This is a genomic window from Pseudomonas sp. LBUM1640 (assembly GCF_059716225.1).
In genome coordinates this window covers 1438298-1452639 of record NZ_CP166816.1, presented here as the reverse complement: position 1 = coordinate 1452639, position 14342 = coordinate 1438298, and the positions used below count along the sequence as shown (strand labels likewise).

The following is a 14342-nucleotide window of genomic DNA, read 5'->3' as shown; positions in this document are numbered from 1 at the left end:
CGCTAACCTCCCCCGTCGCTGCAAATTCAGCGACCGGGCGTGAGAACCCGAGCAAATCAAGGCGCAAAGCGCCCAAGAACCCTATCGCGGCGTTTTTTTTCGTCTGCGGTATCGTTTTATGGCGGCTGTGCGTGGGAGACCTTCGGGTCTACCGGTTGCCTTGATTGCCGGTTTCTCACCCTGCGCACAGCTGCCACCCAAACCTGTGAGAAGGTTCGTGGCAGTTCCTCAAATCAAGGAACTTTCACTTATGTGCTTCTACGTTTACCGCACCAAACGGCGTCATCCTTCCCGGTTCACTTCCTCCGTGCTCGGAGGTGTTTTATGAACGCTGCGCAAGATCTGACCACCCTCGGCGTCACCCCCTTCTCCTTTCACTCCGACCAACCTCTATTCCGCGTCAACAGCGGTGTTTCCCTGCACGAAGCCTTGCATCACGCCTCCGACCTCCTCCACGTTGCCAAGCAGCTCGCAGAAGATGCGGCGATGACCAAGGAGACGGATCGTTATGCCTGGGCATCGCACTACTTGCAGGAGATGGTGAAAGCGGTGTGGATGATGTGGTGAAGGTGTTGGATTCACCGGTTAACACTCAGGCGGGCAACCGCTAACCTGTGGCGAGGGAGCTTGCTCCCGCTGGGCTGCGTAGCAGTCCTATCTTTTAGGGCTGCTGCGCGCCCCAGCGGGAGCAAGCTCCCTCGCCACAGTGACGGTGTTCTGCCTTAACAGTTGCGGTGTTCCTTCTTGGGTGGTGGGTATTACCTAGCCGTTTGTGACCTGCGAAGCCCCGACTTCACGTGTTAACCTTGCGCCCATCGCAACAAATGCTGGGCCAAGCGCCCAATGCCGATCAGTTAAGCGACCCCGATTGGGCACGATGTTGAGCTTTCGAACTTCAGCGATGCAGGGGCTGCGGCCTGCAGGTACAGCGCGGCGATCCCTTCGCAGCCGCGCTAAGGCTCGACAGCTCGCACACTCGGCCTGTGTCGTTTGGAAGTCCGCGCTCCGCAACTGATCGACACTGGACCAAGCGCCCCCTTTGCCCCATCACTTTCAACGAATTTGCCTACTATCCAATGAGTAAAAACACGTCCGATCTGTCCTCCCACACTCCAATTGTGCTGGGGTATGAGACAGCTTTGGCGCTATAGCCCCGTTTTTGCTGCCTGTAACGCCTGTTCTTGCCTCCTCGCATCAACGCCTAATGGGCATTGAATGGCATGGTTTAGCGTATGGTTTGCCCCATTTTTGCCCCATGGCCCCACCGGTGGTGCTGGCTATCCCATGAGTTCAAGGTCACGCCCGGCAAGCCTAATGATGGGCAATCTGAATTCTTCTGACTGACTGATTCCTGCCAGAAGAATTCGTTCACGATAGACAGTTTTCAACCCAAAGCGACCGTTCGCGTAATGCGGTCACTCGGCGACAACGGCCGATCACAGACAAAAAGGCACAATTTCGAGCATGTGTGCCATTATCGACAAGCTGCTCACAGCGCGCAAAACAGAATTGATATGCATCCAGAGTATGCGATTAGAAGGTAGAGGCGTACCTTATGCTTAGCCGTTACCTAATGTAGGACCTACTTTTGAAGCTCAGCTAAAATACGGAATAGAGCCTGAAATGCCGAATTATGACTTTAAGCAACTTTCCCCTCACGACTTTGAGCAACTATCTCGTGACCTACTCCAGGCCAAGGATAAAATAGTTCTAGAGTCATTTAAGGTTGGAAAGGATCAAGGGATTGATTTTCGCTATGCTCGCGGAAAAGATAACGTCATCGTGCAATGCAAGCACTACATTGGGACCGGGCTCGCCGGGCTTATTAGAGACCTCAAAAAGGAAGTAGTTAAAGCCGCGCTATTGAAACCGACTCGCTATGTGCTGGTCACCTCAGTAGGGCTATCTCCATCGAACAAGAAAGAAATCAAGTCTTTGTTTTGCGGAATATTAAATACAGATGACATTATAGGTTCTGATGACTTAAATAATTTGCTCAGGCTTCATCCGGAAATAGAGCGACAGCATTACAAACTTTGGCTTACAAGTAGCGCAGTGTTAGATCGAGTAATTAATAATGCCTCACATACGCATAGTGATTTTGATGTTGCTCGAGTACATCGCGACATTCATAAGTATGTTCGTAACGCTGCTTATCCTAGGGCGTTAGAAATGCTCGCGAACGAGCATGTTGTAATAATCTCCGGAGCGCCCGGCGTAGGTAAAACTTCACTCGCTAAAATGCTATTGTACACGCACATTGAACTTGGTTATCAAGCCGTTTCGATTATGACTGATTTTCAAGTTGGTCGTGAACTTTATCAGAAAAACAAAAAGCAAATATTTTATTTTGATGATTTCATTGGGGCAACATTTTTAGGTGAGCACGCTTCTGTGTTCAGCCGGAACGAAGATCGCGCGATTATCGAGTTCATTGAGATGGTGCGATCCTCGCCTACTTCCAAGTTAATTATGACTACTCGGGAACACATTCTCAGCCAGGCCATAGCAACCTCCGAGAGGTTTAGTCAAGCAAATATAATTGATAGTCGCTGCGTGCTTTCAGTTGGCGACTATGATCGAATGCAGCGAGCCGAAATCCTATACAATCATATCTATTTTAGCGATCTGCCTGCCAGTTATCGGAACGCTTTGCTGTCCAATCGATTTTATATGGAAATTGTTCAGCACCAAAAATTCAACCCGCGTCTAATTAACTGGCTCTCAACATACAAGCGGGTAAAGTCCTCAGCCCCAGAAGATTATAAAGATTTTGTTAGGAATTTATTAGCCAACCCCGCTGAGATCTGGAGTCACGCTTATGAATATCAAATCAGTGACTCAGCGCGGAGTATTCTACTTGCCCTTTACACGTTTAACGGAGTATGCAGCTCAGAGCTTCTAGAGCGAGCTTTTTATTCTCTGCACGAATTACGGGCTCTGCGATATCGCTTTCCAATAAAACCGTCAGACTGGCGATCAGGCCTGGCAGAACTTAATGGATCATTTATTCGTCCTGGAAAAAAAATTGAGGTAATTGATCCATCTGTTCTCGATATGCTGAACTCTGTCGTCCGTCAGGATATGCCCAACGCGCTAGATATGATTGAGGGGGCCACACGTTTCGAACAGGTACGACGGATGTGGACGTTCTCCCTAGATAAAGATAGCACGGGCGTTCTTAAACATCTTATCAATGAATCTCACCGGGTAGCAATAGCATTCGAACGACTGTTCGCAGCCCCTTACAAGATCCCTAATAGAAGGCGCCCTTATTTTACTGACGATAGGCTTGAAACTCGCGTTGGCACGATGATACATGCTGCAGAGAGACTACAGTCTACCGCGCTCATACAAGCCTCTTTAGCAGCGCTCAATACTCTCGTTGGCAGTTGGGAGGTAGAGTTTGCAGATATCGAAAAAGGCATTGAGCTACTCGAACAAATGAAAGCCTCTAAATTTGACGCATTATCCAAGGACAAGGATCTCCACTCTCGCATTATTCGAGAGCTGGTAGATGAGGCTTCGACAGGCTGTAATGCTGAAGATCTTAAGAGTTTGCTCATTGCAATTAAGTCTGAAACAATGAGCGAGGAGCTGAATGATAAGATCAACTTAGCTATTGAACATTTCCAAGATAGTGTTCTCAGTGACGAGATATCTGAGTGTAGGTCTATCTCTGCATTTGAGAATCTCGATGAAACAATTAAGGCTATTGCGGATCTCACGGAGCTGGACTTTGATGTTGCCATCGAGTCAGTACGAGAAAAAATGCATGAATTTGAAAGCGAACAAGCATCTTATGAAGATTATCTTTACGAAGATTGGAAGGATCATCGACATGAACGTTATGACGGGGACAACGAGATTCACAATATTTTTGATTCATTGCGTGAATCCGATTGATTCCCTGACAATCAAAAACTGCAAGTGAAATTTTGCATTTTTGTGATCACTTTTCCGGTCGCTGCCTTAGCCAGCGAGAGTTTTGCACGCGTGCCCATTCAAATAGCTTCTGTCCCTCCCCAGTAGCCGCTTTGGTTCGAGAGCGGCCATTCAACAGTTCAGAATCAACCCAGCAAAATATTACCTAATCCTTCATCCTCTACTGAGAATTTCGGATATCGAAACTAACTGTTACTGGGCATTTTAGCTACTCACAATGAATGGTCCAGAGCTGGTCAAGCTTCGTCGTATAGCTCTGGCTCATCATCTCGCGCCGCATGCCCCTGTCAGGGTCCATCGGCACGCTGGCCGCACGCAACGTCCCTCTCCCCCACCGCTCATTTATTTGATCCAGCACCGTCATAACCCGAGTTGCCTCGGCCGGCTGCGATAGAGCGAACAGGTCGTCGGTGTACTCGCCTGGCTGACACAGATTGAGCAACATCACCTCAGCTTTGCTGTACTTGAAGCCCGGCCGAAATATGCGACCAAGCGCACCTACGGCCGCCTGGGTGAGCAGGCGCACGTCGTCAGTGGGATACGGCATATCCACCACCACCCCGTTGGCATATTTCGCCTCCTCTGGGTTGAACATACCGGTGCGGATGCACACGCGTACCTTCTTGCACAGCGAATTCTGGGCGCGGAGTTTTTCAGAGGCACGCATCATGTAAGTGGCCACTGCCTCTTTGATGGGCGGTAACTCTGTCAGCCGCTTGCCGAACATGCGGCTGCAGCATATCTCCTGCTTAGGCGGATCAGGCTCCTCCAGCTCCAGGCAAGACGTGCCGGCCAATTCTCTGGCCGTCTTTTCGATCACAATGCTGAACTTCTTACGGAGTGTCCACGGATCAGCCTTAGCTAAGTCCATAGCCGACTTGATACCCAGGGCATCGAGGTGGAGTTTCATCTTGCGGCCGACACCCCACACTTCCGCTACGCCCGTATTGCGAAGCACCCAATCACGTTTAACCGGATCCGTGATGTTGACCACCCCACCCGTTTGCGCCTGCAGACGCTTCGCGGTGTGGTTTGCCAGCTTCGCCAGGGTCTTCGTGTGAGCAATGCCAACACCGACCGGTATGCCCGTGCAACGCAGTACCTGGGCACGGATCTGTCTACCCAACGTATCCAGCCCACCAATACCGGTCAGGTCGGCGAATGCCTCGTCAATGCTGTACACCTCAACTGCCGGCACCATCGCCTCGATCAAGCTCATCACACGCTCGCTCATGTCACCGTACAGAGCATAGTTGGAGGAGAACGGCACTATGCCGTGCTGCTTGAGCTTGTGCTTGATCTGGAAATACGGCTCGCCCATCTTAATGAAAGGCTTGGCGTCATAGCTACGGGCGATGACACAGCCGTCATTGTTGCTCAATACCACGATGGGCACCTTCGCCAGGTCAGGCCGGAAAACCCTCTCGCAGCTGGCATAGAAGCTGTTGCAATCGATCAGTGCAAAGGTGGGCTCTTGCTTAGACATGGCTGCGCACTGTGCTGGTGATCACGCCCCAGATCGACAGCTCATCGCCCTCAAGGACGTAGCGCGCAGGGTATTTGGGGTTCTCTGACAGCAGAACCACCTCCCGCCCGCGTTTACATAAGCGTTTGCAGACCGGCTCATTGTTCAGCAGAGCTACCACCACGTGCCCGTGTATCGGTTCAATGGCACGATCCACCACCGCGAGATCACCATCGAAGATCCCAACCCCCTGCATGCTTTCCCCGGTAATGGCTACCAGGTACACATGCGGTGCACGGATATTCAGAACCTCATCCAATGAGATGTGCTGCTCGATGTGATCCGCTGCCGGCGAAGGAAAACCGGCAGGAACCTGGAACGAACACAAAGGCAGCTTCGCGCCTGCCTCAGCGATGGGACCTAGAATGGTGAAGCTCATGATGCGCCGTCTACAAATACTGTACGAATGTACAGTTAACTTTGAAGGACGCTTGCGGTCAATTTATCTGTAGGGGATTTCGACAGGCGGAGAGGTGCAGATGTCGACACGATACGACCGGAGCGAAAGAAGGTGATTCTGATCTAGGTCTTCCTTCACGACCCCAGCAAAGGCTAACAAATGAAGGTTAAATTTTAGCCGCTAAAATTCTATTGTCTACGCAGAAACTCACCGCGGATGTCCAGCGGGTCAACAGTTCTATACTGTTAATCCGTTATTTCGTTATTTCGTTACTCAACGAACCAACCCCATACGTAAATACGTAAATGCGTAAATGCGTAAATGCGTAGAGTACAAAAGCGCAAAGGTACAAAGGTACAAAGGTACAAAAGGGCTAAATAGCTAAATAGCTAAATAGCTAAATAGCTAAATAGCTAAAACGCTAAAACGCTAAAACGCTAAAACGCTAAAATTTTGGAGGTTCAAACAGCAAGAAACCACCCCTCAACTGCTCGTACCCTGTGAAATCAGGCCATGCAGCTTCGTCCGCTTGCGTAAGCTGCATAAGTTACGCAACTTGCGCAATCTCCAGAGACCAAAAAAGTTAACCCAAGGTGTTGACTTAAAAGTCCTAACCAGCTTAGCCTAAAAAGGAAGTAGCAAATACTCCCTCGTACTCATATGCATTCTTAACAACAAACAACAGACAGCTTCCTGCCCCACCAACAGCAAACTTTCGAACACGATGCATCGGACCCACTTGGGTGCGATTTCACTACAGAGAAAAACTGCATGAAATGGATCGCCTTAGGAATCGCGCTTACCAACGCTTTTGTAGCTCTACGCAAAGTTTGGGAGGTCTTTAAGTCCTAAAGTTTGCGTTTCGGGTTATGGATGACCCTTCGATGCGAACTTAAAAAAGGGACCCAAACGGATCTGGTTGCCAGTTCATGATTACCAATTCTCCACTGACCTCCCCCTTGCATTGCCGCTGGTTGGCTGTGCTGTACCGGATGTCGACAGTTTCAAAACGAAATCCTTGAAAAACCTGCCGAATGTCCGGGTGATCATTGATGCTGACCATGACCTTCCCCTCGCAGCGCCGCATAAAATCGGCCATGCGCTCGTAGTTCTCAAAGGGGAAATCCGCGCCATAACCTGCGGTCTGCCAATAAGGAGGATCCATATAGTGAAAGGTATGGGGACGGTCGTAGCGTTCCGCGCAGTCTAGCCAAGGTAGGTTTTCAACGTACGTGCCAGACAACCGCTGCCACGCTGCAGAAAGGTTTTCCTCGATCCGCAGCAGGTTGATAGCCGGACCAGTAGTCGCAGTGCCGAACGTCTGCCCCGTCACCTTGCCGGCAAACGCGTGGTGCTGCAGGAAGAAGAACCGGGCGGCGCGCTGGATATCGGTAAGGGTTTCGGGGCGGGTCATCTTCTGCCACTCGAACACCTGGCGGGAGCTGAGCGCCCATTTGAACTGGCGCACGAATTCTTCCAGGTGGTTCTGCACGACTCGGTATAGCGTGACCAGGTCGCCGTTGATGTCGTTGAGGACTTCAACGGGCGCCGCCTGGGGACGCATGAAGTAGAGCGCGGCACCGCCGGCAAATACCTCAACGTAGCATTCGTGTCGCGGGAAGAGAGGGATGAGGCGATCGGCCAGGCGGCGTTTGCCGCCCATCCAAGGGATGATGGGTGTAGACATATAAAAGCAAGACCTTTGCTGTATGGATGAACAGTGCTAGGCTCGCTCCGCTTTGTGCACGAAGCAGGAGCCTTGGCTGGACTTGCAGGGACGATCTGCGGGGAAAGTGGCCGGGCTGGATGTTGACGCATCCTGCCCCGCCGCTCCTTTTACTTAGGTGTAGAAACCTCTTTCGCGTAGGCCTGACAGGCCCTCACGGCGATCAGTCCTTGGTAGCCGGAATCGGTAATGCAGATAATTCTTTGAGCATTCGTGGTATCGCGTTGGGTTCGCGCAGCTTCATATTCATGGTGGCCTGTCGATAGCTAAATGATCGCAATACGAACGCCCGAAGCATGGTCCGCTGACCGCGCCCAGAAGCGGCAGTAGCGTAATGACCTCACCAACCTGCTCGCGCTAAGCATTGGCACCCTGTATAAAGTGTGGCTTTTTTACCTCGCCGACAGGGAGACAGAAAAATGGCATTTCTGACAGAGACTCAGCTAAAGGAAATGGGCTTCGAGAAGCTCGGCAAGAATGTAAAGATCAGCGACAAAGCCTCTATCTATAATTGCGACCGGATTTCAATAGGCGATAACACCCGCATTGATGACTTTTGCATGCTCTCGGGAACGGTGACGCTGGGTCGTAATGTTCACATTGCCGTTTTCAGCAACGTGGCCGGTGGTGAGCCAGGTGTAACAATGGAAGACTTTTCCGGCCTGGCTTATGGGTGCCAAGTGTTCGCTCAGTCAGATGACTATTCAGGAAAAACACTGACCAACCCAACCGTTCCCAGCGGCTACAAGATCGAAGCCAAGAGCGCTATTCGTATTGGCAGGCACGTCATCATAGGCACCAGTTCAGTCGTGCTCCCTGGTGTAAACCTGGCTGATGGATGCTCTGTAGGGGCTATGTCAATGGTCACAAAATCGACCGAGGAATGGGGAATATACTTTGGGGTTCCGGCCAAGCGCATAAAGAACAGGAGCCGCCAGCTTCTTGAACTTGAAGCCGAGTATCTTGCTTCGGAAAGCAATTAGTCCGTCGCTCGTTTTTAGCCTGTTCATCAAGCCCATCAACGGGTCACAGCCCTGACGTAAGCCTGACACGCCCGCAGCGCTATTACGGCGTTATCCCCATCGTCGGTGATGGCGACAATTCGTTGCGCATGCGCTGGGTCAAGTTGGGCTCGACGGGCTGCATGAACCACGCCGACGGCGCCGGGGGCGGAAGGCACACTGCAGCCACGGGTTGTATCGGTTGCGGCGAGAAGGACTGACAGCCGCACATCAGCAGTGGCAAGGTCATCGCGCAGAGCAGCCTGCTTACGTTTTTCATCCGAAAGCTCCATGGAGTGTTTTTGATCGGCGGAGAACGCTCTCTCCTCCGCGGCTAGGCGCTTATCTTGCTCAGCCGTTTGTTGGCGCCAGGCCTCGTCGGTAATTGCATCCAGAGCTTTCTGTTGTGCAATGCCCCGCTCCGAGAGCTGCTCTGCGAGCTGCTTGCCCATTCGCCACTCTTGAACCTGCCAAGCGCCACCAAAGCCGATAGCAACCGCTAGCAGGATCGAGACCAGGATCTGCCCAGGCGTCATGCCAGCGCCCGCCGCACGCCTTCGGCCAGCACACCATCGGGGTAGGCATAGCCTGCATTCTCGTGATGGATGATCGCCTTGACGAAACCAGTCATTACCGCCGGCTGGGACAAATCCACGTCGGCACCTGGCCGGGTACCGGTGTTCGCTTCGACGGCACGCACGTAAGCGGCGGTGTCGTTCTCTACCGATGGTGCCCAGCGGCTGATGATGGCCTTCACCGTCTTCAGCCCATGCTTACGCTGGTAGGTCAGCAACACCTTGCCCAGGGCGCGGATGCCGCTCTCTGCGTCAATAAATTCAGCGAATCGAGGCTTAGGAACACCCCGCTCGATTCCAATCTGTCCCTGCCATTGATTGGCCGGACTGTAGTCGATGTTTCCGGGGTTTTTATTGCGCACCCCACGGGTTTCGGTGATCGGCATATCTTTCTCCAGGCGAAAAAAAACCGCTCGATGGCGGCGGGTGATAAAGCATGTACGGCAACTCACAGCTCCAGGACTTTGACCTCCTTGGACTTCTTCGTTTTCTTACCGGCCGCCTTGGCCTTGCCCTTCTTCCCTGCATTACATCCGACGGTGGTGCTCCAGCCGGCCTGTGTGAACACTTGCTCCACCGAGTCAACTAGATACTCTCCGTCCAGCCCATCCTTGAAGGCTTGGGCATTGATCTGTCGTTCCGCAAACAGATCTGTGCGACCGACCATCTCCAACCGAACTTCAGCGGTTGAGCGATTGAATGCCGCGAGACGGGCCTTGGCTGCTTGCTCTGCAGCGGATTTATTTGGATGGATATGCCGGTCGGTGTGAACCGGTGGCAAACCTGCAGGCGCGTCCTCGTTGTCCAGGGTGAGGTTAACCAGCTCGCCAGTTTTCTTATCCTGGTATCTAGCTTTAACAGCCTTCTGCGTGGTGCGATCCGTGAATCGAAATTGCCACCGACTGACGTCACTGCGCCGGATGGTGATCGTCGGCAGGTTTTTGCCACTGGCGGTCTGCCCACTTTGGCGAGGTAGCACCAGTAGTTTGCTGTCAGCGACCTTGGCCGTGCAGTCGTGGTCCTTGGCGAGCCGCGTAATGAAGTTGAAGTCCGACTCGTTCAACTGATCCGCGCGAGGCACGGCCGTGGCGACCGGGCACTCAGGCGTCCAGCCATTGCGTGCAGCAATGTCGCTGACGATCTTGGACAGCGGGACATTTTCCCAACTACCACTACGGGTGGTCTTGCCACTGCCACGCATGTCGCTGGCCTTACCGCGAATCACCAGCGTGTCGGGCGGGCCGGAAACCTCAATGTCGTCGACCGTATAACGTCCCAGGCGTGTATGTGCCTTGCTGTCGTAGCCGAGGTAGATCTCAATCCCCGCCCCTTTCTTTGGAAGTGTCACCGCACCGTCTCGGTCATCAATACGCAGCTCGAACTCGTCCGACTCCATGCCGGGCTTGTCCAGGGTACGCAGCAGCAGCAATCGGTCATTGATCAGCGAGGTGATATCAGCGCCGTCAGCGACAATTCGAAACGTCGGCTTCATGGGCAGTCCTCAAAATTCAGTCCCACAACTGCACCTGCTCGGCCACAGGCTCCGCAAGATCAGGAAAGGTAATCAGCAGCCGTGCACGTAACGGTTGCGGCTCATCAGCCAGCAACCGGTTGGCCGCGAGTACCGCCTCGACCGTCCCGTTCAGGTGGCCGTAATGCTGGTAACACAAGGTGTCGAGCAGGTCTCCGTCAGACGTTCTGCATGTCGTCGCCATAGCGGGTGAACTCCAAACTAAAGGTTTGCTTACGCGGGATCCCGCCAGCCAGTAAGGCGCCCTGCTCTTCCTCCAAGCTGCGCAGGCACCAGGTGCCCAGCACAACGCCGTAGCCGGTGGTCAGGTTCAGCGGCAGCAACTTGCCGCCGATAGAACGTAGGGTGTCCAACTGCTTGAGGCCCCCTTTGAACGCAGGAAAGATCGCGCCCTTAAGGCTGAGCTTCTCTTCGCCCATACCTATGGCCTGCTGCGCTGGCCGACGACCAAGGCGCTCTTGCGAGGCCCAGCGGAATTCCGTCTGCCGGCGTAGTTCGTCGAAGGCTGCCGTGTCCAGGTTGAAGTAAAACGGCTGAGCATTGGTTTGAAGCGGCTGCAGGATGAGCAGGTGAGGAAACGGTTTGACCGCTTCCGCCAAGGGCGTGACATTCGGTGCCAGGGCACTGGTGGGCAAGATGTTCGCCAGGCGTGGATCGACTTTGCCTGCGACTTGGTTGATCGCGGTTCCAGCCTTATAAGCTTGTTCCTTAAGGGTGCCCATGCGCTCGTCAATGCCTGACATCGTGCGGGACGCCTTGTTATAGGTAGCGAGCACAGTCCCAACTTTCGATTGAGCCGCACCTATTCCTCGCATAACCCGCTGCAGCTTCGCCCCAACCTCTGGCGGCACGCCAGGCAAGCTAGCGATTTCTTCTGCCGCCCCGCTTATCTCGCTGATAGCCCCATTCACCGGGCCGATCATATCGTCAATGCTATGCCGGCCCACTTCCCCGGCCTTGACCAGAGATTTGAAGCCAGCCTGCAATTGCTCCATATAAGTCATCTCACCTCCTTAAACGTGTGGAGCATCAAACAGGTTGCGCCGGGCCTGCTCCCGACTGAACTCCTCAAACAGCTGACGCATATACGGCATCATTTCCAGCGCCAGTTGCCGTGGATCCTTAACGTCACCCTGCACTGTCACCGGCATGGTCGGGGAGAACGTCCACTGCTGATCAATCCGTGGGGGTTCCGCCTTTGTGGCGAGGCCGGCAGTGAGTAAGGCAGGTGCCGCAATGGCTGACGGGCCGGCCGCCAGCGAGCGCGAGACGTCACCCAACGATGGCCCCGGTGCATTCGGCGTCTTGAGCATCAAAGGACCAGACGATAACGACGGTGCCATCTGCCCTAGACGCGGCATGGGCATGGCACCTGGTGGTGGCAGCCGCAATGGCGAGGGCTGCACCGGCAGAACCAGCCGCTCGGCGGGATCGTCTGGACCACCGAACGCAGCCTTGCCCACGGCACTCCCCAACTCCCCGCCGCCCCACCCTCCCAGGAACCCGCCGATCAACCCACCTACGACGGTGCCGATCACCGGCACCACCGAACCAATCGCGGCCCCAGCTGCAGCACCGGCCAATGTACCGGCTAACGTACCCGCAGCATTGCCGTAGCCCTCGGCCTTTTCATCGCGCGTCTCTGCGTTCTGGTAGGTATCCGCTGCGATCAGCCCGGCCTCGATCAGCGCCATGGGTGCGCCAACCTTGGCAAAGCCCAGGCCTTTACTCATCATGGCCTTGGGTGCGAACCGGCTAGCCGTCGCGGCAATCGGCGAAGCGGCCGCGGCGCCGGCAATAGGACCTCGACCACCGCTACCTGGCTTACCTTTGCGTCGTCGCTTGCCATCCCCCCCCTCAATCCCTCCCGCACCACCTGATGGGTTAGTGACGAAAACCCGCTGAATCACATTGGGATTGCCCATCAATGAACCACGACCAACGTTCAGCAATCCTTTGCCGATCTTGATCGCGTTGATCGCGGCACCCAAACCAACAACGCCTGCAGCCAATATCGTCGCGCCGCTGACCACCGCTGGAAACTTCCCTGCCATCTCGCCGAGCCCGTAGGCCACTTTCGCCAATCCATCGGCTGCCAGGTCACTCAGCGGCCGCAGTGCGTCGCCGATACGCGTCATCGACGACTCCATACCAGCAGTCGCCGTCGCCCATTTCCTGTTGGATGTTTCCCGCGCCTTAGCCGCGTCTGCTTCGATCTTGGCCTTGCCGTCCGTGTCCTTAATGGTCGACATGTCCGCCTTGATCTTGTCGCCGTATTTGATCTGCGCGAGCAAACCAGCACTCGCACTTTGATCGCTGACGATGTTCGCCAACCCAGCCGCTTCAGTCAGCGCGATCATGGCCTGCTCCTCCTCGGCGCTGCCATCCGCCGAGGCCTTGATCTTGGCTTTGAGCACCTCGATTTTCTTCGCCTTGGCCGGGTCCTGTTTCTTGATCAACTGCTCGCTGAGCATGATGAATGCATCTACCGGGTTGGCCGCCTTGCCGCTTTTTGTCGCGGCGAGAATCGAGCCGGCCAAGTCGTAGCCTTCTTTGGCAAACCGTTCCTGGCTGGTGCTGCTGATCACCGCGTTCAGCAGGTTGTTCATGTTGGTGGCTGCTGCCGCCGCGTCCTGGGTTTGCGAGAATTGCGACTGCAGGCTGGCACCGAGGAAGCGCACAGCCTCCGGGCCTTCCATACCCAGGCGCTTGATGTTGCCGAGCATGGCCGGCAGGTAGCGTGCCATCTCTTTAGGACCGAACGCGCCGATGTCACCCGCCGCTGCCACCTGGCCCAGTGACGCAGCCATGTCGGCCTGTTTGACTCCGGCCTCTTTGAACGAGTTGATCAAGGTTGCAATGGTCTCAGGCTCCATGCCCTGACCATCGATCAGGTCGGCAATCTGCCCGGCGTAACCAGCAGCAACGTCCCAATCGACGCCTTTTTCGATCAAAGCGCCGACCGACTTCGCTAGCAGTTGCTGGCTTATGCCCTTTTCCGCCGCGACCTTGCTGATGCTGGCTGCCAGTTCAGCTTCGTCGCCAGTGCCGGCTGTGTGAGCCCACAACGACATCTGGCGGATCTGCGCCTGGTAGTCGCCGGAGACCTTCGTCGGGATTGCCAACGACGCTGTGAGAGCCGCCGCCTTGCCCAGGGAGTTTTTCATCCCCTCTTTGCCTTGCTGAATCTGGGTATGCCCTAACGCCTTGAGTTCAGCACCACGCGCTACCTGACCGAGCGACTGGTATTCCTTGCGTAGGTTGCGGACTTCGATGCCCTGTTCCTTAAGGGTCTTGAGATTGGATTCCAGTTTTCGCAGCAGGCCATCGGCCGAGGCCGATCCCGTGTCGTGAGCCTTCTTCCATTCGTCCCGCAAGCGCACCGTGTCGCCAATGGTGCTCTGGAGGACGCGGGCCTTGGTGCCTGTTTCTCCGAGTTTCTTTATGCGGCCTTCGACATCCTTGAAGGCGGCGCCAACCGTAGAGCTGACGGCGCCGCCAATGACCAGGCCGAGAGCCAGGTTGTTCGCCATGAGATCACTCCAGGCAGGGATGCGGGGCTCACTCCATGAGCCACCAAATCATCGTGGAAAAGGGCATGGTCTCGATTTCACTGGCGGCAAATGAATATTGCGTCGC

The 14342-nt window shown here is 54.5% G+C and carries 11 protein-coding genes and 2 pseudogenes; 3 read left to right on the top strand and 10 right to left on the bottom strand.

Annotation, left to right across the window (positions count from 1 at the left end; genetic code table 11):
- Positions 1 to 324 precede the first annotated feature (324 nt).
- Positions 325 to 611: pseudogene (locus tag ACA065_RS06400) on the top strand (DUF3077 domain-containing protein).
- A 1012-nt stretch (positions 612 to 1623) separates the two neighbouring features.
- Positions 1624 to 3906, top strand: a complete 2283-nt coding sequence (locus tag ACA065_RS06395) for an nSTAND3 domain-containing NTPase (protein WP_497693785.1) — start codon at positions 1624 to 1626, stop codon at positions 3904 to 3906.
- Between the two features lie 247 nt (positions 3907 to 4153).
- On the opposite strand, the gene umuC is transcribed toward ACA065_RS06395, so the two are convergent.
- From umuC to ACA065_RS06375, 4 genes and pseudogenes are all read right to left on the bottom strand, one after another.
- Complete coding sequence (gene umuC, locus ACA065_RS06390) at positions 4154 to 5431, bottom strand: translesion error-prone DNA polymerase V subunit UmuC (RefSeq protein ID WP_497693784.1); 1278 nt, start codon at positions 5429 to 5431, stop codon at positions 4154 to 4156.
- Entirely contained in the window at positions 5424 to 5849 is a 426-nt protein-coding gene (locus tag ACA065_RS06385; protein WP_497693783.1) for a LexA family protein, read from the bottom strand. The genes umuC and ACA065_RS06385 overlap by 8 nt, the downstream gene beginning before the upstream one ends.
- A gap of 913 nt (positions 5850 to 6762) precedes the next feature.
- Positions 6763 to 7557, bottom strand: a complete 795-nt coding sequence (locus ACA065_RS06380) for a DNA adenine methylase (protein WP_497693782.1) — start codon at positions 7555 to 7557, stop codon at positions 6763 to 6765.
- A 149-nt stretch (positions 7558 to 7706) separates the two neighbouring features.
- A pseudogene (locus ACA065_RS06375) lies at positions 7707 to 7817 on the bottom strand (lysis protein); the annotation flags it as partial.
- 198 nt (positions 7818 to 8015) lie between these two features.
- On the opposite strand from ACA065_RS06375, the gene ACA065_RS06370 reads away from it, so the two are divergent.
- Positions 8016 to 8579: an acyltransferase gene (locus ACA065_RS06370; RefSeq protein ID WP_497693781.1), complete on the top strand. Its 564-nt coding sequence runs from the start codon at positions 8016 to 8018 to the stop codon at positions 8577 to 8579.
- Positions 8580 to 8614: 35 nt separating this feature from the next.
- Here the strand turns inward: ACA065_RS06370 and ACA065_RS06365 are convergent, their stop codons facing one another.
- The 6 genes from ACA065_RS06365 to ACA065_RS06340 all read right to left on the bottom strand — a co-directional run bounded on the left by ACA065_RS06365 (position 8615) and on the right by ACA065_RS06340 (position 14236).
- Entirely contained in the window at positions 8615 to 9133 is a 519-nt protein-coding gene (locus ACA065_RS06365) for a lysis system i-spanin subunit Rz (RefSeq protein ID WP_497693780.1), read from the bottom strand.
- Entirely contained in the window at positions 9130 to 9558 is a 429-nt protein-coding gene (locus ACA065_RS06360) for a structural protein (RefSeq protein ID WP_497693779.1), read from the bottom strand. The genes ACA065_RS06365 and ACA065_RS06360 overlap by 4 nt, the downstream gene beginning before the upstream one ends.
- A 62-nt stretch (positions 9559 to 9620) precedes the next feature.
- Positions 9621 to 10664, bottom strand: a complete 1044-nt coding sequence (locus ACA065_RS06355) for a phage late control D family protein (protein WP_497693778.1) — start codon at positions 10662 to 10664, stop codon at positions 9621 to 9623.
- A gap of 16 nt (positions 10665 to 10680) precedes the next feature.
- Positions 10681 to 10887, bottom strand: coding sequence for a tail protein X (locus ACA065_RS06350; RefSeq protein WP_497693777.1), 207 nt, complete (start codon positions 10885 to 10887; stop codon positions 10681 to 10683).
- Positions 10862 to 11707 (bottom strand): phage tail protein, encoded by an 846-nt coding sequence (locus ACA065_RS06345; RefSeq protein WP_497693776.1) that lies wholly within the window; start codon positions 11705 to 11707, stop codon positions 10862 to 10864. Before ACA065_RS06345 ends, ACA065_RS06350 begins: the two co-directional genes overlap by 26 nt.
- A gap of 9 nt (positions 11708 to 11716) precedes the next feature.
- On the bottom strand, positions 11717 to 14236 hold the full coding sequence (locus ACA065_RS06340) for a phage tail tape measure protein (RefSeq protein ID WP_497693775.1): 2520 nt from the start codon (positions 14234 to 14236) through the stop codon (positions 11717 to 11719).
- Positions 14237 to 14342: the final 106 nt, after the last annotated feature.